17 protein-coding genes and 2 riboswitches are annotated in these 16,889 nt (G+C 66.7%); of the genes, 9 read left to right on the forward strand and 8 right to left on the reverse strand.

What is annotated here, in order from left to right:
• Positions 1 to 8: 8 nt before the first annotated feature.
• The 5 genes from A9513_RS07365 to A9513_RS07385 all read left to right on the forward strand — a co-directional run bounded on the left by A9513_RS07365 (position 9) and on the right by A9513_RS07385 (position 3,783).
• Entirely contained in the window at positions 9 to 716 is a 708-nt protein-coding gene (locus A9513_RS07365) for an ABC transporter ATP-binding protein (RefSeq protein ID WP_024764018.1), read from the forward strand.
• Between the two features lie 2 nt (positions 717 to 718).
• On the forward strand, positions 719 to 1,984 hold the full coding sequence (locus A9513_RS07370) for an ABC transporter permease (protein ID WP_024764019.1): 1,266 nt from the start codon (positions 719 to 721) through the stop codon (positions 1,982 to 1,984).
• Positions 1,985 to 2,008: 24 nt separating this feature from the next.
• Positions 2,009 to 2,527, forward strand: coding sequence for a DUF3299 domain-containing protein (locus tag A9513_RS07375; RefSeq protein ID WP_065084354.1), 519 nt, complete (start codon positions 2,009 to 2,011; stop codon positions 2,525 to 2,527).
• 138 nt (positions 2,528 to 2,665) lie between these two features.
• Positions 2,666 to 3,370 (forward strand): OmpW family outer membrane protein, encoded by a 705-nt coding sequence (locus tag A9513_RS07380; protein ID WP_024764021.1) that lies wholly within the window; start codon positions 2,666 to 2,668, stop codon positions 3,368 to 3,370.
• 56 nt (positions 3,371 to 3,426) lie between these two features.
• Positions 3,427 to 3,783, forward strand: coding sequence for a SirB2 family protein (locus A9513_RS07385; RefSeq protein WP_024764022.1), 357 nt, complete (start codon positions 3,427 to 3,429; stop codon positions 3,781 to 3,783).
• On the opposite strand, the gene A9513_RS07390 is transcribed toward A9513_RS07385, so the two are convergent.
• From A9513_RS07390 to A9513_RS07405, 4 genes are all read right to left on the reverse strand, one after another.
• Entirely contained in the window at positions 3,764 to 4,711 is a 948-nt protein-coding gene (locus tag A9513_RS07390; protein WP_065084355.1) for an NAD-dependent epimerase/dehydratase family protein, read from the reverse strand. The two genes, A9513_RS07385 and A9513_RS07390, sit on opposite strands and share 20 nt — an antisense overlap.
• The gene (locus A9513_RS07395) at positions 4,704 to 5,588 is read right to left on the reverse strand and encodes a sugar nucleotide-binding protein (protein ID WP_024764024.1); all 885 of its coding nucleotides are present in this window, start codon (positions 5,586 to 5,588) and stop codon (positions 4,704 to 4,706) included. Before A9513_RS07395 ends, A9513_RS07390 begins: the two co-directional genes overlap by 8 nt.
• 139 nt (positions 5,589 to 5,727) lie before the next feature.
• Positions 5,728 to 6,216: a DUF934 domain-containing protein gene (locus A9513_RS07400; RefSeq protein WP_024764025.1), complete on the reverse strand. Its 489-nt coding sequence runs from the start codon at positions 6,214 to 6,216 to the stop codon at positions 5,728 to 5,730.
• Positions 6,213 to 7,877, reverse strand: a complete 1,665-nt coding sequence (locus A9513_RS07405; RefSeq protein WP_065084356.1) for a nitrite/sulfite reductase — start codon at positions 7,875 to 7,877, stop codon at positions 6,213 to 6,215. Before A9513_RS07405 ends, A9513_RS07400 begins: the two co-directional genes overlap by 4 nt.
• Positions 7,878 to 8,222: 345 nt before the next feature.
• Between A9513_RS07405 and ccoG the strand changes: the two genes are divergently transcribed.
• The 3 genes from ccoG (at position 8,223) to A9513_RS07420 (ending at position 13,223) form a co-directional block, all read left to right on the forward strand.
• Positions 8,223 to 9,632: a cytochrome c oxidase accessory protein CcoG gene (ccoG, locus tag A9513_RS07410; protein ID WP_065084357.1), complete on the forward strand. Its 1,410-nt coding sequence runs from the start codon at positions 8,223 to 8,225 to the stop codon at positions 9,630 to 9,632.
• 86 nt (positions 9,633 to 9,718) lie between these two features.
• A complete protein-coding gene (gene mapR, locus A9513_RS07415; protein WP_065084363.1) occupies positions 9,719 to 11,134 on the forward strand; it encodes a GntR family transcriptional regulator MpaR in 1,416 nt (471 codons plus the stop codon).
• 298 nt (positions 11,135 to 11,432) lie between these two features.
• Positions 11,433 to 13,223, forward strand: a complete 1,791-nt coding sequence (locus tag A9513_RS07420; protein ID WP_065084358.1) for a hybrid sensor histidine kinase/response regulator — start codon at positions 11,433 to 11,435, stop codon at positions 13,221 to 13,223.
• 97 nt (positions 13,224 to 13,320) lie between these two features.
• Here A9513_RS07420 and cobM read toward each other — a convergent pair whose 3' ends face one another.
• The 4 genes from cobM to A9513_RS07440 all read right to left on the reverse strand — a co-directional run bounded on the left by cobM (position 13,321) and on the right by A9513_RS07440 (position 15,546).
• Entirely contained in the window at positions 13,321 to 14,067 is a 747-nt protein-coding gene (gene cobM / locus A9513_RS07425; protein WP_037017171.1) for a precorrin-4 C(11)-methyltransferase, read from the reverse strand.
• Complete coding sequence (locus tag A9513_RS07430) at positions 14,064 to 14,480, reverse strand: cobalamin biosynthesis protein (protein WP_065084359.1); 417 nt, start codon at positions 14,478 to 14,480, stop codon at positions 14,064 to 14,066. The genes cobM and A9513_RS07430 overlap by 4 nt, the downstream gene beginning before the upstream one ends.
• A gap of 69 nt (positions 14,481 to 14,549) precedes the next feature.
• Positions 14,550 to 15,269: a CbtA family protein gene (locus tag A9513_RS07435; RefSeq protein WP_065084360.1), complete on the reverse strand. Its 720-nt coding sequence runs from the start codon at positions 15,267 to 15,269 to the stop codon at positions 14,550 to 14,552.
• A 91-nt stretch (positions 15,270 to 15,360) separates the two neighbouring features.
• Positions 15,361 to 15,546: a CbtB-domain containing protein gene (locus tag A9513_RS07440; RefSeq protein WP_024764032.1), complete on the reverse strand. Its 186-nt coding sequence runs from the start codon at positions 15,544 to 15,546 to the stop codon at positions 15,361 to 15,363.
• 105 nt (positions 15,547 to 15,651) lie between these two features.
• Positions 15,652 to 15,864: riboswitch (cobalamin riboswitch) on the reverse strand.
• Between the two features lie 60 nt (positions 15,865 to 15,924).
• A riboswitch (cobalamin riboswitch) is annotated at positions 15,925 to 16,120 on the forward strand.
• A gap of 232 nt (positions 16,121 to 16,352) precedes the next feature.
• Between A9513_RS07440 and A9513_RS07445 the strand changes: the two genes are divergently transcribed.
• Positions 16,353 to 16,889: GTP-binding protein (locus A9513_RS07445; RefSeq protein ID WP_304362934.1), on the forward strand; the 537-nt coding region annotated here is incomplete at its 3' end.

Genomic DNA, 16,889 nt, shown 5'->3' on the forward strand with positions numbered 1-16,889 from the left:
GCGCTGAAATGACCGCATTGCTCGCACTCGACAACCTCGGCTTCGCCTGGCCCGGCCAGGCGGAGCTGCTGGACATTCCCGCCTTCACCCTGGCCCGCGGCGAAACCCTGTTCCTCAAGGGCCCGTCCGGCAGCGGCAAGACCACCCTGCTCGGCCTGCTCGGCGGTGTGCAGCGCCCGCAGCGCGGCAGCGTGAAGCTGCTGGGCGAGGACATCGCGCAGATGAAGTCGGCGCGCCGCGATCATTTCCGCGTCGACCACACCGGCTACATCTTCCAGCAGTTCAACCTGCTGCCATTTCTCTCGGTCCGCGAGAACGTCGAACTGCCCTGTCATTTCTCCCACAGCCGCGCCGAACGGGCCACCTTGCGCCATGGCAGCGTGACCAAGGCTGCCGAGGCACTGCTCAAGCACCTGGGGCTGGGCGAGGCGACGCTGATCGAGCGCCGCGCCGACAGCCTGTCCATCGGCCAGCAGCAGCGCGTCGCCGCTGCCCGAGCGCTGATCGGCCAGCCGGAACTGGTGATCGCCGACGAGCCCACCTCGGCACTGGACGCCGACGCCCGCGAAGCCTTCCTCCAGTTGCTGTTCGCCGAATGCCGCGAGGCCGGCGCCAGCCTGCTGTTCGTCAGCCATGACCAGAGCCTGGCGCCGCTGTTCGACCGCAGCGTCTCGCTCGCCGACCTCAACCGCGCCGCCCGCGCTCCGGGAATCTGAGCATGTACCTGTTGCGCCTGGCGCTCGCCAGCCTCTCCAACCGTCGCTTCACCGCGCTGCTGACCATCTTCGCCATCGCCCTCTCCGCCTGCCTGCTGCTGGCGGTGGAGCGCGTACGCACCGAGGCCAAGGCCAGCTTCGCCAGCACCATTTCCGGCACCGACCTGATCGTCGGCGCCCGCTCCGGTTCGGTGAACCTGCTGCTCTACTCGGTGTTCCGCATCGGCAATGCCACCAACAACATCCGTTGGGAAAGCTACGAAACCGTCACCCACAGCCCCCTGGTGAAGTGGGCGATCCCGATTTCCCTGGGCGACTCGCACCGCGGCTACCGCGTCATGGGGACCGACACCGGCTATTTCGAGCACTACCGCTTCGGCCGCGGGCAGATGCTGGAACTGTCCGAAGGCCGGCCGTTCGGCCAGGACCTGTTCGACGTGGTGCTCGGTGCCGAAGTGGCCCAAGCGCTGCACTACAAGCTGGGTGACAAGATCGTCCTGGCCCACGGCGTCAGCACCATCAGCCTGGTGCAGCACGACGACAAGCCGTTCACCGTGGTCGGCATCCTCAAGCGCACCGGCACTCCGGTGGACCGCACCCTGCACATTTCCCTGCAGGGCATGGAAGCGTTGCACGTCGACTGGAAGAACGGCGTACCGGCCCGTGGCGCCGGGCGTATCAGCGAGGACCAGGCGCGGACGATGGACCTGCAGCCCAAGGCCATCACCGCCTTCCTGCTGGGCCTCAAGAGCAAGGTCGCCACCTTCACCCTGCAGCGGCAGATCAACGAATACGACGGCGAGCCGCTGATGGCGATTCTCCCCGGCGTGGCGTTGCAGGAACTCTGGGGGTTGATGGGCACGGCGGAGAAGGCACTGTTCGTGGTCTCGCTGTTCGTCGTACTGACAGGCCTGATCGGCATGCTCACGGCCATTCTCACCAGCCTCAACGAGCGCCGCCGGGAAATGGCCATCCTGCGCTCGGTGGGCGCACGCCCCTGGCACATCTTCAGCCTGCTGGTGGCCGAAGCCTTTGCCCTGGCGCTGGCCGGCGTGACGCTGGGCGTCGGGCTGCTGTATGCCGGCGTCGCCGGCAGCCAGGCCTACGTGCAGGCGAACTACGGCATCTTCCTGCCACTGGCGCTGCCCAGCGCCTATGAATGGTCGCTGCTGGGCGGCATACTTCTGGCCGCGCTGCTGATCGGCTGTGTGCCGGCGTGGCGTGCCTATCGGCAATCGCTGGCCGATGGCCTGTCGATCCGCCTCTGAGCCAGCCCCTTACAGAGAAGTCCCATGCGCCGTCTGCTGTTCCTGCTGCTGATGCTCACCAGCGCCGCCGTCTGGGCGGCGCCGCGCGAGCTGACCTGGCCCGAGCTGATCCCCGAGGGCGCGCCGCCGCCTCCACCGCCCGTGCCGCTGCATGACATGTCCAAGCTCTCCGACGTGCTCAACGCCGAGAGCGGCCCGGCGGTGAAGCAACAGACACCCGACGCCCCGGTGGTCAAGGCGCTGGATGGCCAGCAGGTGAAGATGCCGGGCTACATCGTGCCGCTGGAAGTCGAGGAAGACGGCCAGACCGTCCGCGACTTCCTGCTGGTGCCCTACTACGGCGCGTGCATCCACGTGCCACCGCCGCCGTCCAACCAGATCGTCTATGTTCGAGGCGGCAAGGGTGTAAAAGTCGACGAGCTTTACCAGCCGTTCTGGATCATCGGCACGCTGAGCGTGAAAGCGGTGGAGAGCGACCTCGCCGAGGCCGGCTACCAGATGCAGGCCAGCAGCATCGAACCCTACGAATACACCGGGCGGTGACGACCGTGCGGCATCTTGCCGCACGCCTTTGCCATGGGAAGCTTGGGGTCTTTATTGAGCCAAATCAAAAGAGCGCTTTTAGCGCTCTCTACTATTCTGAGCACCAACACTTATACCAAAGAGATATTGGAGCTCATCATGCGTAAGTCCTGGCTCACCGCCTCGCTTCTCTCACTCGCCGTCGCAGCACCGATCGCAGCCCAGGCCGCCGACATCCGTGGCCACCAGGCTGGCGACTTCCTCGTCCGCGGCGGTATCGCCACCGTTGCGCCGGACGATAGCAGCAGCGCCCTCAAGTTCGATGGCGTAAAAGCCAGCGGCACCAAGGCCACCGTCGATAGCGACACCCAATTGGGTCTGACCTTCGCCTACCTGCTCACCGACAAGATCGGCGTGGAGCTGGTCGCCGCTACTCCGTTCAAGCATCAGGTCGATGTAAAAGGCCTGGGCGGCGGTCTCGATGGCAAGCTCGCCGACATCAAGCAGCTGCCGCCGACCGTGCTCCTGCAGTACTACCCCATGGGTGGTACCAACTCGGCCTTCCAGCCTTACGGCGGACTCGGCGTCAACTACACCACCTTCTTCGACGAAGACCTCACCGGTGCTCGCAAGGACCAGGGCTTCAGCAACCTGAAGCTGCAGGACTCCTGGGGCCTGGCCGCTGAACTGGGCATGGACTACATGCTCAACGAGCACGCCTTCGTCAACGCCGCGGTCTGGTATATGGACATCGACACCAAGGCCAGTGTCGACGGCCCGTCCGCACTGGGCATCCAGAAAACCAAGGTCGATGTCGACGTCGACCCCTGGGTTTACATGGTCGGTTTCGGCTACCGTTTCTAACGGAGCAAACATGAAAAGGCGCCCAAGGGCGCCTTTTTCATTTTCAGGGAACCGGTATGTATCTCGAACTCAAAGCACTGCACGTCAGCCTCGCCATCATCAGCACCGCCCTTTTCCTGTTGCGGCTGGGACTGAGCTGGTGGGGCAAACGGCCCTCGGGCTGGCAGCGCGGCCTGCCTCACCTGATCGACACCCTGCTGCTGCTCAGCGCCCTGGGCCTGGTGCACCTGGCGATGCCCTGGCCGCTGCCGGTCTGGCTGCAGGTGAAGATCGGCCTGCTGGTGCTCTATATCCTGCTCGCAGCCTTCGCCCTGCGCAGTACCTCGCGGGCACCCAAGGCAGTCTTCAGCGTGCTCGCCCTGAGTTCGCTGGCAGGCGTTTTCTTCCTGGCAATCAACAAACCCTGGTGGTGATCAGCTGGGCCAGGCCTTCGGCCAGCGGCGTCGGCTCATCCAGGCGATAGCGCGCCAGCAGGCGGCGGTTGTCGGCGCGGGAATGGCGGATATCGCCGTGGCGCGCCGGCTGGTAGGTGACCGGCGGCAGGCCGCCGGTGAGTTTGCCAATCTCGGCCAGCAGCTGGTTCAGGCTGGTGGACTGGTCCAGGCCGACGTTGATCGCCGACTCGGCCACCTCGTCCGCCAGTAGCGCGGTCATCAGCAGCTTCACCAGGTCACCGACGTAGATGAAATCGCGGGTCTGCTCGCCGTCGCCGAACACGGTGATCGGCAAGCCCTGCTCGGCGCGCTGGGCAAAGATGCTGATCACCCCGGAATACGGCGAAGACGGATCCTGGCGCGGACCGTAGACGTTGAAGAAGCGGAAGATCGCCGGCTCCAGCGCGTGCTCGCGGCGATAAAAGTCCAGGTAGTACTCGCTGGCCAGCTTGTCCGAGGCGTAGGGCGTCAGTGGCGCCTTGACCACGTCCTCGTCGATGGCGCTACCTTCGCCGTTCTGTCCGTAGACCGCCGCGCTGGAAGCGAACAGCACCCGATGGATGCCTTCCTCGCGCATGGCCTCGCAGAGGTTCAGCGTACCGATGAAGTTGGCGCGGTGGGTGCCCACCGGGTCTTCCACCGAGGCCTGCACCGAAGCGATCGCCGCCAGGTGCACGACGCCCTGACAACCGCTCACCGCACCGCGCAGCGCGGCTTCATCGGCGACATCACCGACGATCAACTCGACGCGCGGATCGAGGTTCGCGCGCTTGCCGGTGGACAGGTCATCCAGCACGCGCACGGCAAACCCTTGCGCCAGCAAGGCATCCGCCAGATGGGAACCGATGAACCCCGCGCCGCCGGTGATGAGGATGGGCTGCGCGGAAGGAATGAGGCGATCAGACATGGCGGTAGTAACGGTCCAGCAGGGCGGGCAGGCCGGCGCGCCAGGCGCGCGGCTTGATACCGAAGGTGTGGAGGATCTTCTTGCAGGCGAGCACCGCGTGCTGCGGTTCGTCACCGGCATCGGGGCGCGCGGCATGGGCCTGCGGGCTCGGTTCCTGGACGGCCAGCGCACGGAAGGCGCGCGCCTCGCCGAGCACCACCTGGCCCAGGGACAGGGTGGTGGTCGCCTCCAGGCCGCCGTAATGGTAGGTGCCCCAGAGCGGCGCCTGGCAGTCGAGCTGTTTGAGTACCGAGAGGATCACCCGGGCGGCATCGTCCACCGGGGTCGGGTTGCCGCGCCGATCGTCGGCGAGGAACAGCACCTGCTCCTTTTCCGCCCGTTCGAGGAAGCGGCCGAGCACGCCATTGGCGCTGTCATCGAGCAGCCAGCCGAAACGCAGCAGCACGTGGCGCGGGCAGGTCGCCCGCACCCACTGTTCCATGCGCCACAGCGCCTGGCCACGCGGGCCGAGCGGCAGCGGCTCGTCCTTCTCGCTATAGGCAGTGGCGCGGGCGCCATCGAATATGCGGTAGCTGGAGGGCTGGATCAGCAGGATTTCGTGGTGCTGGCAGAGTTCGGCCAGACGCTCCACCGCGCGCTCCTGGCTGGCCAGGCGGGCGGCCTCGACAGCCTCGGCCTGGAACCAGTCGAAGTAGTAGGCAAGGTTGATCACCGCGTCGGGACGGGTCTCGTCCAGCAGCACGGTGAGGCTGGCGGCGTCCCATCCCTGGTCGGGCGGTCGGGGGGCGAGGAAGCCGATGTCTTCCTCGGCGCCCAGGCGGATCAGCGCCTGTCCAAGGGCATTACCGCCACCCAACAGCATCAGGCGCATGCGCATATTCTGGGGGTCACTCGAATACGTGGGTTACCAGCGGCGCGCGGGCGCCGTGGATGATGCCCGCATTTTTCCTGCCCCCCGGCACAGCGTCAAGCTTGGCCGACCCACTGCAGCCCTGGCCGTGCGCGATAGTGACGCCCTAGGAGCGTCGCCGGAACAGCGGGCGCGGCTCGATGACCGAGCGCCCGTAGAGTACGCTGAGCCCTGCGAGCCCCTTCAAGGCGTCTTCCACGGACTTGTCCTCGCGCACGGCAAAGGTGTCGAAACCGCACTGGCGCAGGTGCGCCAGCTGGTCGCGCAACACATCGCCCACCGCGCGCAACTCGCCGCGCCAGCCCAGGCGGCTGCGCAGCAGGTAGGCCAGGCTGTAGCCGCGGCCGTCGCGGAAGCTGGGGAAATCGATGGCGATCAGCGCCGGCTCCTTCAGCCGCCAGATCAACTCCTCGGGGTCTTCGTCCGGCGCCAGCCAGACGCCGTAACCGTCACCGGACTCCAGCGCCAGCCAGCTCTTCAACGGCAGGATCAGTCGGCCTTCGGACAGTTCCTCCGGCACCTCGCGCAGCAAGGTCCAGGGATCATTCGGCGCCAGCTCGGCCACACCATCGCGCAGGCGAATCAGGTTCTTCATGCCGGTTCCTCCGCCTGGCGGTAGACCCGCGCCTTGAAAGGCTCCAGGCCGATGCGCTCGACCGTCTCGACGAAGCGCTCGCCAGCGCCGCGCTGCTCCACGTAGGTCTGCACCAGCGCCTCGATCACATCCGGCACCTCGGCGGCACCGAACGATGGGCCGATCACCTTGCCCAGCGCACTCTTCACGCCCTGCGCGCCCCCCAGGGTGATCTGGTACCACTCGCTGCCGTTCTTATCCACGCCAAGGATGCCGATGTTGCCGATGTGGTGGTGGCCGCAGGCGTTCATGCAGCCGGAGATGTTCAGGCTGAGATCGCCCAGGTCGTGCAGGTAGTCCAGGTCCTCGAAGCGCTGCTGGATGCCCTGGGCGATGGGGATCGACTTGGCGTTGGCCAACGCGCAGAAATCGCCACCGGGGCAGGCGATGATGTCGGTCAGCAGGCCCTGGTTCGGTGTACCCAGCCCAGCGGCACAAGCCTCCTGCCACAGGGCGTGGAGATCGGCCTTGCGAACGTCCGGCAGCACCAGGTTCTGTTCGTGGGCGACACGGATTTCGCCGAAGCCGTAGCGCTCTGCCCAGTCGGCTACCCGCTCCATCTGTTCAGCAGTGGCATCGCCCGGCGGCGCCTCGGCACCCGGCTTGGTGGACAGCACTACGCTGGCGTACCCCGCCACGCGGTGCGGGCGCACGTTGCGCGAGACCCAACGAGCGAACGCCGCGTCGGCAGCCAGCGCAGAGCCGTAAGCAAGCTCGTCGGAAGGCGCGTAGACCGGCGGATCGAATGCCGCTGCGACGCGTTGGTACTCATCGAGCGTCAGCTGCGCCTCGCCATCGCGCAGGTGCTGCCACTCTTCTTCCACTTCGCGGGAAAACGCCTCGATACCCAGCGCCTTCACCAGGATCTTGATCCGCGCCTTGTACTTGTTGTCGCGCCGGCCGTGGCGGTTGTACACGCGCAGGATGGCCTCGACGTAAGACAGCAGGTGCCACCAGGGCAGGTCGTCGCGGATCACCTGGCCCAGCATCGGCGTGCGCCCCAGCCCGCCTCCCACCAGCACCTTCAGCCGCAGCTCGCCATCTTCAGCGCGGCGCAGGTAGAGGCCGATGTCGTGCATCATCACCGCCGCGCGGTCTTCCTCGGCGGCGCAGAGGGCGATCTTGAACTTGCGCGGCAGGAAGAGGAATTCGGGGTTCACCGTGGACCACTGGCGAAGGATTTCCGCCAGTGGGCGCGGGTCGAGGAACTCGTCGGCGGCGACCCCGGCGAAGGCCTCGGTGGTGATATTGCGCACGCAGTTGCCGGAGGTCTGGATGGCGTGCATCTCCACCTCGGCGAGGCGTTCGAGTATGTCCGGCACGCGCCCCAGTTCCACCCAGTTGAACTGGATGTTCTGCCGCGTGGTGAAGTGGCCGTAGCCGCGGTCGTGCTCGCGGGCGATCCAGGCCAGGGTGCGCATCTGCTCGCTGGACAGGGTGCCGTAGGGAATCGCCACCCGCAGCATGTAGGCGTGCTTCTGCAGGTACAGGCCGTTCTGCAGGCGCAGCGGCAGGAATTCCTCTTCGCTCAGCTCATCGCTCAGGCGCCGCTGCACCTGGTCGCGGAACTGCGCCACCCGTTCACGCACCAGGGCGCGGTCGTAATCGTCGTATCGGTACATCGCCAGGCCACCTTCGGATCGTTGCGTGGCAGCCTGCTTCTGTCGTCGGGCGCGCCACATTGCGGTTGACCGAACTATGGCCGGCGGCTGTTGTGCAAAACAGCGGCAGATAACACGGGAAAAACCGGATCAGATGCGGGAGAGGCCTGCCCCGACGGGCCTGCGACCGGTTGCCGCAACAGGCCCGATCAGCCGTCTCATGGCGCGTGGCACCAACCCTGCAACGGCGCGGTGCGCAGCGGATCTCACCATCTGATATGGTTTTTTCCGGCGAACCTGAATCTGTTTCGGGTGCAGACCGATTCGTACAGTCGCGGCGCCTCTTCTGCCTGATGGGCCACGATAATGAGCGAAAGAATCCCCGCGAAGGTCATCGAGATCGACGCACCGCAACGCTTCACCCCGCCGCCGAAACCACTGTCGGCGGTCACCCCGACGGTCTACACCAAGCGCTTCGCCGGACGTTTCCGCGACCTCCGCCGCCTCGGCGGTGCGCTGTTGTTCCTGCTTTTCTTCGGCACCCTGTGGCTGCAGTGGAACGGCCGCCAGGCGGTGCTCTGGGACCTGCCCGAGCGCAAGTTCTACATCTTCGGCGCGACCTTCTGGCCGCAGGATTTCATCCTGCTCTCGGCAATCCTGATCATCGCCGCCTTCGGCCTGTTCTTCATCACCGTGTTCGCCGGCCGCGTCTGGTGCGGCTACACCTGCCCGCAGAGCGTGTGGACCTGGATCTTCATGTGGGCCGAGCAGGTCACCGAGGGCGACCGCAACCAGCGCATGAAGCGGGACGCGGGCCCGGTCAGCACGGAGAAAGTCCTGCGCAAAAGCGCCAAGCACGGTCTGTGGCTGCTGATCAGCCTGGCCACGGCGGTCACCTTCATCGGCTACTTCACGCCGGTGCGCCCGCTGGTGATGGACCTGTTCACCTTCCGACTCGACCTGGAAAGCACCTTCTGGGTCGCCTTCTTCGCCGCCGCCACCTACGCCAATGCCGGTTGGCTGCGCGAGCAGGTGTGCATCCACATGTGCCCGTACTCGCGCTTCCAGAGCGTGATGTTCGACAAGGACACCCTGATCATTTCCTACGACGCGGCGCGCGGCGAGTCCCGTGGCGCACGCAAGAAGGACGCCGATCCCAAGGCCCTCGGCCTGGGTGACTGCATCGACTGCCACCAGTGCGTACAGGTCTGCCCCACTGGCATCGACATCCGCGACGGCCTGCAGATAGCCTGCATCGGCTGCGCCGCCTGCATCGACGCCTGCGACTCGGTGATGGACAAGATGGGCTATGACCGCGGCCTGGTGCGCTACACCTCCGAGCGCGCGCTGGAGGGCGGCAAGACCCACCTGCTGCGCCCGCGCCTGATCGGCTACGCGGCGGTGCTGCTGGTGATGATCGGCGCGTTCATCTGGGCGCTGGAAGCCCGGCCGCTGATCAACCTCGACGTCGCCCGCGACCGTGGCCTGTTCCGCGAGAACGCCGCCGGCGAGATCGAGAACATCTACAACCTCAAGCTGATCAACAAGACCCAGCAACCGCAGCACTACCAGCTGAGCCTCGCCGATGGAGCCGGCTACCGCCTGCAAGGCGTGCCGGAACTGATGCTGCAGCCGGGCGAGATCCGCGACTTCGCCGTCTCGGTCGCCAGCGAAGCGCAGAGCAGCGCCGGTGGTTCGCTGCCGCTGCACTTCAGGATCAGCGACGGCCATGAAGCCATCGACGCCGCCAGTACCTTCGTCTCGCCGAGGCGCTGAGCATGGCACGGGAGCTTGGCGTGACCTCGGCGCAACGCCTAGAGTGGGCGGATTCCAACACCGCCCAGGGCGCCCCGCAGGACAAGATGAAGCGCTACGAGAAATTCGCCGACGAGATCGCCGGCCTGATCCGCAGCGGCGTACTCGCCCCCGGCCAGAAAGTCCCCTCGGTGCGGCACGCCAGCCGCACCTACGGGGTCAGCGCTTCGACGGTGTTCCAGGCTTACTACCTGCTGGAAGACCGAGGGTTGATCGTTGCCCGCGCGCGCTCCGGCTACTTCGTCCGCGAGCACGTGCAGCGCGCCCTGGCCGAGCCGGAAATCGCCCGCCACGACGCGCAGACCACCGAGGTGGACGTCAGCGAACTGGTGTTCTCGGTGCTCAGCTCGATCAAGGACCCGGACACCGTGCCGTTCGGCTCGGCCTTCCCGGCGCCGGAGTTGTTCCCCCTGCCGCGCCTGGCGCGCTCCATGGCACACGCTGTGCGCGACATGGACCCGCGTTCGGTGGTGGCTGACCTCGCCCCCGGCAGCCACGCCCTGCGCCGGCAGATCGCCCTGCGCTACATGGTCGGCGGCATGCCGCTGCCGGTGGAGGAACTGGTGGTCACCAACGGCGCGCTGGAAGCGCTCAACCTGTGCCTGCAGGTGGTGACCCAACCCGGCGACCTCGTGGCCATCGAAGCCCCGGCCTTCTACGCCAGCCTGCAGGTGCTGGAACGGCTGAAACTGAAAGCGGTTGAGATCCCCGTGCACCCGCGCGAAGGCATCGACCTCGACGTGCTCGCCGACAGCCTGGCGCGCCTACCGATCAAGGCCTGCTGGTTCATGAGCAACTTCCAGAACCCGCTGGGCGCCAGCATGAGCGAGGAGAAGAAACGCGCCCTCGCCGCCCTGCTGACCCGGCACCAGGTGCCGCTGATCGAGGACGACGTCTACGCCGAGCTGTACTTCGCCGCCCAGGCGCCCAAGCCGGTGAAGGCCTTCGACACCGAGGGCCTGTTCATGCATTGCAGCTCCTTTTCCAAGAGCCTGGCGCCCGGTTACCGCGTGGGCTGGGTGGCCGGCGGGCGCTACGCCGAGCAGATCGAGCGGCTCAAGCTGATGACCAGCCTGTCGGCGTCGGTGCCAGCCCAGGCGGCCATCGCCGACTACCTGCAACACGGCGGCTACGACCGCCACCTGCGCAAGCTCCGCCACGCGCTGGAAAGCCAGCAGCACGCGATGCTCGCCGCCGTGGCCCGGCACTTCCCCGCCGCCACCCGCGTCACCCGCCCCAGCGGCGGCTACTTCCTCTGGCTGGAACTGCCCGAGCAGATCGACGCGCTCAAGCTGTTCCAGCTCGCCCACGCCCAGGGCATCAGCCTCGCACCCGGGCCGATCTTCTCGGCGACGCGGCGCTTCGGCCACTGCCTGCGCCTGAACTACGGGCGTCCATGGACCGCCACCAGCGAACAGGCGATGGAGACCCTGGGACGGATCATCCACTCGCTGCAGGGCTGAAGGTTCGGACTGCAGGACTGATCCGCACATTCGGAAACGATCTGTATCTGTGCGTCAAGTTGTCGCAGGAATACCCTGTCAGGCAGGAAACCCGGACAAGGGACGCTGCCATGGACGCGGAAGGCCTGATGATCTTGCTCACGGTGGGCGCCGCGTTCGGCGTGCACCTCGGGGTGCGTTGGTTCCTGCAGCGCGGGATGCTGCCACGCGGAGAACGCTGGCTGGCCTGAATTTTCTGGGATTGCCCGGCGGACGTTGCTATACAGACAGCGCCCACTGACCCTCCACGGACGGCCCAATGAATCTCTGGCAGCGCGACCTCAGCCATTCCCCCTATGCCGAACGGGTCCGCGCCGAACAGTTCGACGTGCTGCGGCGCAACTCGCCCTTCTCCATCATTGCCGCCTACCTGGTCGCCGGCCTCACCACCTGGGTGCTCAACGGCGCGCTGCCGCTGGAGTCGCTGCTGGCCTGGTTCGCCGCGCAGACCCTGCTGGGCGGCGCCCGCCTGTGGCTGCTGCGGCGCTACGACCAGCTGCGCGACAGCGGCGCCGGCCCCCGGCGTAGCTGGCTGATCCAGGTGATGATCACCACCGGCCTCTCGGGCCTGCTCTGGGGCCTGCCCGCCGCGTACTGGATGACCGTGCTGCCACCCTCGATGCAGATGTACGTGGTGGTCGTCCTGCTGGGCCTGGGCACCGGCGTGATGAATGCCTACAGCATCGTCCTGCCGCTGTTCTACCTGTTCATCGTACCGGCCTTCACCCTGCCTTTCGCCGCCCTGCTGGTGCTGCTGCCGGACGCCCTGAGCAAGACGCTCGGCGCGGCAGCGCTGGTCTACGCCGTCACCATCTTTGCCTTCGCCTACCGCTTCCACGCCACCCTTGTGGACTCGCTGCTGCTGCGCTTCGAGAATAGCGAGCTGCTGCGCAAGCTCAGCATCGAGAAAGAGGCCGCCGAACGCAGCGACCAGGCCAAGACCCGCTTCCTCGCCAGCGCCAGCCACGACCTGCGCCAGCCGACCTACGCGCTGGGCCTGTACCTGGGCGCACTGAAGAAACAGCCGCTGAACGAGGCCAGCGAAAACCTCGTCGACCACATTTCCCGCGCGCTCGCCGCGCAGGGCTCGCTGTTCGACGCGCTGCTGAACATCTCGCGCCTGGACGCCGGCATCGTCCAGCCCAGCCTGCAGGTTTTCTCCCTCGCCGAACTGCTCGAACGCATCCAGCAGGAATGCAGCGTGCAAGCCGCGGACAAGGGCCTGAACCTGCGCGTACGCCCCGGCGCACCGTTCGTGAAGTCGGACCCGGCGCTGTTCGAACGCATCCTGCGCAACCTGGTGGAAAACGCCATCCGCTACACCGACCACGGCGGCGTGCTGATCGGCTGGCGCCGCCGTGGCCGCCAGGTGCGCGTGGAAGTCTGGGACAGCGGCCCGGGAATTCCCGAGCGCGAGCAGCAGAAGGTGTTCTGGGAATTCCACCAGCTCAACAACCCCGAGCGTGACCGCAGCAAAGGCCTTGGCCTGGGGCTGGCCATCGTCCAGCGCACCGCCAGGTTGCTCGACCATCCGCTGGCGCTGCACTCGCGCGAAGGCCACGGCAGCGCCTTCATGATCAGCCTGCCCCGCGCCACCGCCGTGCAGCCGCGCCAAGCAGAAATCCAGCCGCCGCGCACGGTGGTGGGCAGCGACAAGCTGATCTACGTGATCGAGGACGATGCGGAGAACCGCGAAGGCCTGCGCCTGCTGTTCCAGAGCTGGGAATACCGGCATGTCATCGTCGCCGACGTCGCCGACCTGCTGGCCGACCCGACCGCTGCCGCGCAGAAGCCGGACCTGATCATCAGTGACTACCGCCTGCGCGACCACCAGACCGGCATCGACGCCATCGCCCGCCTGCACGGGCACTACGAAGACGACTGGATCGCCGCCGTGCTGGTCACCGGCGACACCGACCCACAGCTGCTCGCCCAGGCTTCCGCCCATGGCTGGCCGCTGCTGCACAAGCCGCTGGCAGCGGAGCAGCTGAAGGCGATGATCGATGAGCAGTTCAGCAGTGAACTGGAGCCGCTGGACGATCCCCTGTAGGAACGAAGGGGACGCCTGGCTCCTGCTCACCAACAGACCTTTGCGATGAAGCCAGCGTCAGGCCGTTCGCGAGCAAGCTCGCTCCGACGAAGAGCGACTACGGGCGATACAGGTGCGCATGCCCTGCGCTATAGAGCGATGAGTCGGCGAAGCCTTCCGCCCCCAGCACCCTGCCCACCAGGATCAGCGCCGTGCGCTTGAAATCCTTTGCCGCGGCCTTTGCCAGAATATCGCCCAGCGTACCGGTGACCTGGTCCTGGTCCGGCCAGCTGGCGCGGTGGATCACCGCAATGGGGCAATCGGCGCCATAGTGCGGCAGCAGCTCAGCGATGATGTTCGGCAACTGCCCCACACCGAGATGGATCGCCAGGGTCGCGCGGTGCTGCGCCAGTTCGGCAAGGGACTCGCCTTCGGGCATGCGTGTCTTGTGGGCGTAACGGGTGAGGATCAGCGTCTGCGAGATGTCCGGCAGGGTCAGCTCGCAGCCGAGTATCGCCGCACAGGCAGAAGTGGCCGTGACGCCGGGAACGATCTCGTAGGGAATGCCCAGTTCACGCAGGTGGCGAATCTGCTCGCCGATGGCGCCGTACAGTGAAGGGTCGCCGGAGTGCACGCGGGCAACGTCCTTGCCTTCGCCGTGGGCCTGCGCCAGCAGCGCGACGATCTCGTCCAGGTTCAGCTCGGCGGTATTCACCACGCGCTCGGCGCTATGACCCTCCAGCACCGCTGGCGGTACCAGCGAGCCGGCGTAGAGGATCACCGGGCAGGAACGGATCAGCCGCTGGCCCTTGACCGTGATGAGTTCCGGGTCGCCGGGGCCGGCGCCGATGAAATGGACCGTCATGGCTGCTCCTGTTCGGATTCGACGGGGATGAAGGCCAGCGCGCAGGTGGCCTGGTCGCTGCGGCGCTTGCCCACCAGCAGTCGCGCCGGCGCACCGGCCTGGGCTTCGGCCTGCAGCAGTGCCGCGGCTTCGGCCACGCTGGCAGCGCCGATGGCCGTGCGGACCGTTTCGGATGTGCGGTCCAGGCGCGGTTCGCACGCGGCCAGTTGTTGCGGCGGGAACAGCGCCAGCGGCAGGTCGAGGGCGGCGGCCAGTGCTGTCAGTCCTTCCTCGTCGGCCTTCAGCGTGGCGCTGGCCAGCGCGGTGAGGTTCGACTCATCGAGACCGGCCTCGGCCAGCGTCTGCGCCAGCAAGGCGCGCAGTTCATCGAGCGTGCAGCCGCGGCGGCAACCGAGGCCGGCAACCAGCGTCATCAGCAATCTCCCCAAAACAAAACCCCGCAGACGGCCAGGCCGTCTGCGGGGTCGAGCATAACGCCCGGATCAGACCGACGGTGCGAAGCGACGGAACAACCAGGCGGCGACAAGGCCCAGGGCCGCCCAGAACACCGCGTTGGTGATCAGCGAGGCGACGATGAACTCGTGGGCGATGCTTTCCGGCGCGAGGCTGGAATGCACTTCCGGCTGCGGCGCGCCGATCACATGCGGCACCACCAGCAGGGCGATACCGATGCCACGCAGCGCCCAGTTGCGGCCGAACACCAGCAGCGCAAGGCCGCCAGCGGAGGCCGCGGCGGTGCCGATCCACCAGGTCTGGCGCAGGGTCAGGTCGGCGGCGGCGGTGCCGGGCACCTCCGGCGGCAGGCCAAGGGACGGCGCCAGGGTGAACACGGCGAAACCGGCCAGGCCCCAGAGCAGGCCTTCGGAGGTCTTGCCAGGCGCACGCAAGGTGAACAGGCCAGCCAGCATAAGGGCGAAGCCCACCGCGACCACCAGATTGCCGCCCGTGGTGGAGAGGATGCGCTGCCAGCCGTCTTCCGGCTCCCAGGCTTGCGCGTCGTGCTCGTGGGCAGCCACTGCACCAGCAGCGTGTTCATGGGCGTGCTCGTGGTTTTCTTCGACCAGCGCGGCAGCCGGTTCGGCTTTCTCGTAGGTTTCCGCCTTGAGGATCAGCGGGGACACCCAAAGCAGCTGGGCCACGGTGAGTACCAGCGCCGCGATCAGACCGGCGAAACCGGCGGTCTGGGCGATACGTTTGATCATTGCAATTCTCCAGGCGAGACGAGGCCTCGAACACTGTGAGCGAGCGTGCTGGAGCGCCTCGAATCCGTCGCGCCAGGCGCGACGGCAGGCATTAATGGCAGGGGAAGCCCGCACTGTGACGAGTATCGTGGGCGGCGTTGTGCACCGCATCGATGTGCGAGAAGCCAGCGAAGTACACCAGCAGCGCACCGAGCAGGCTGGCGCCAACGGCCAGGCTGATGCGCTTGGAAAGGGGGATGGAAGTGCTCGACGCGTGCGTCAGGGTGCTGCTGGACATGAACGTTCCCTCTGAAGATCAAAGTAAGAGAACGCAGAGGTTGAACGCATTCGAACGCGCCGGAACGGTCGCGCCACGGCCTGCGCCCGCCCACCGCGGGTTTGCCAAAAAACGAAAGTTCCAGGCCGGTCTCCGGGCTTGCGATGTCAGCCAATGGCCAAGCGGGTCAACCTTCCCATGCCGGAGCACAGTGGCTACTGATGACCCTACGATCGCTTACCGTTGCGGGGGCAGCGCCGGACTGGTCCTTGCGGACGCACCGGCTTCCCGTTTCACCTCGCGCGCGTGGCGCGAGACACCTGAAACCGCGCTAGCTGACCACGAAGCCCCGCAAGCGTCAACCGATCCCCGGCGATTGACCGCCCCGCCATCGCTGCGTAGCCTTCCTCCCTTCGAGGTTCTCCGGCACTGGCCGGAGCTAAGAGGGAACGTGGAAATCTTCGGATGCGCCACGGCTGCCCCCGCAACTGTGAACAGCCTGTCTCTTCACGCGCCACTGCCGATTCGGGCGGGAAGGCGAAGAGATACCAGAGGGCTGTGAGCCAGGAGACCTGCCTCGTAACTGGTTTTCGATCTGCTGCGCGTCGGCCATGCTGCGTTGGAGGATCGCCGTGGACTGCTCTTTGACTACAGTCAACTCCGCGTCCCCGGCGATCCTCCGCCTTGCCTGGCCCTGGCTCGCGAGATCCGGAACCGGTTCGTTATCAACAGACAACCGGGCGGGGTGATCCGGTGGCGACCTTCGTTGCGCGGCGAACCGCGCGCGCGCCCTTCATCCGCCTTCAACTTCCGCTTGCGAGGCGCGCATGAAAACCCTGGCCAAACTCCCCGTCACCATCGTCACCGGCTTCCTTGGCGCCGGGAAGACCACCCTGCTCCGCCACATGCTGGACAACGCCGAAGGCCGCCGCATCGCGGTGATCGTCAACGAGTTCGGCGAGCTGGGCATCGACGGCGACATCCTCAAGCAGTGCTCCATCGGTTGCAGCGAAGAGGAGGCGGTCGGCCGCGTCTTCGAGCTGGCCAACGGCTGCCTGTGCTGCACCGTGCAGGAAGAATTCTTCCCGGTGATGCGCGAGTTGGTGGCGCGTCGTGGCGACCTCGACCAGATCCTCATCGAGACCTCCGGCCTGGCCCTGCCCAAGCCGCTGGTGCAAGCCTTCCAGTGGCCGGAAATCCGCAACGCCTGCACCGTTGACGCGGTGATCACCGTGGTCGACAGCCCGGCCGTGGCCGCCGGCACCTTTGCCGCCCATCCCGAGCAGGTCGACGAGCAGCGCCAGCAGGACCCGAACCTGGACCACGAATCGCCGCTGCATGAACTCTTCGAAGACCAGCTGGCC

This window comes from Pseudomonas sp. AU12215 (assembly GCF_001675465.2).
Classification (GTDB): domain Bacteria; phylum Pseudomonadota; class Gammaproteobacteria; order Pseudomonadales; family Pseudomonadaceae; genus Pseudomonas; species Pseudomonas nitroreducens.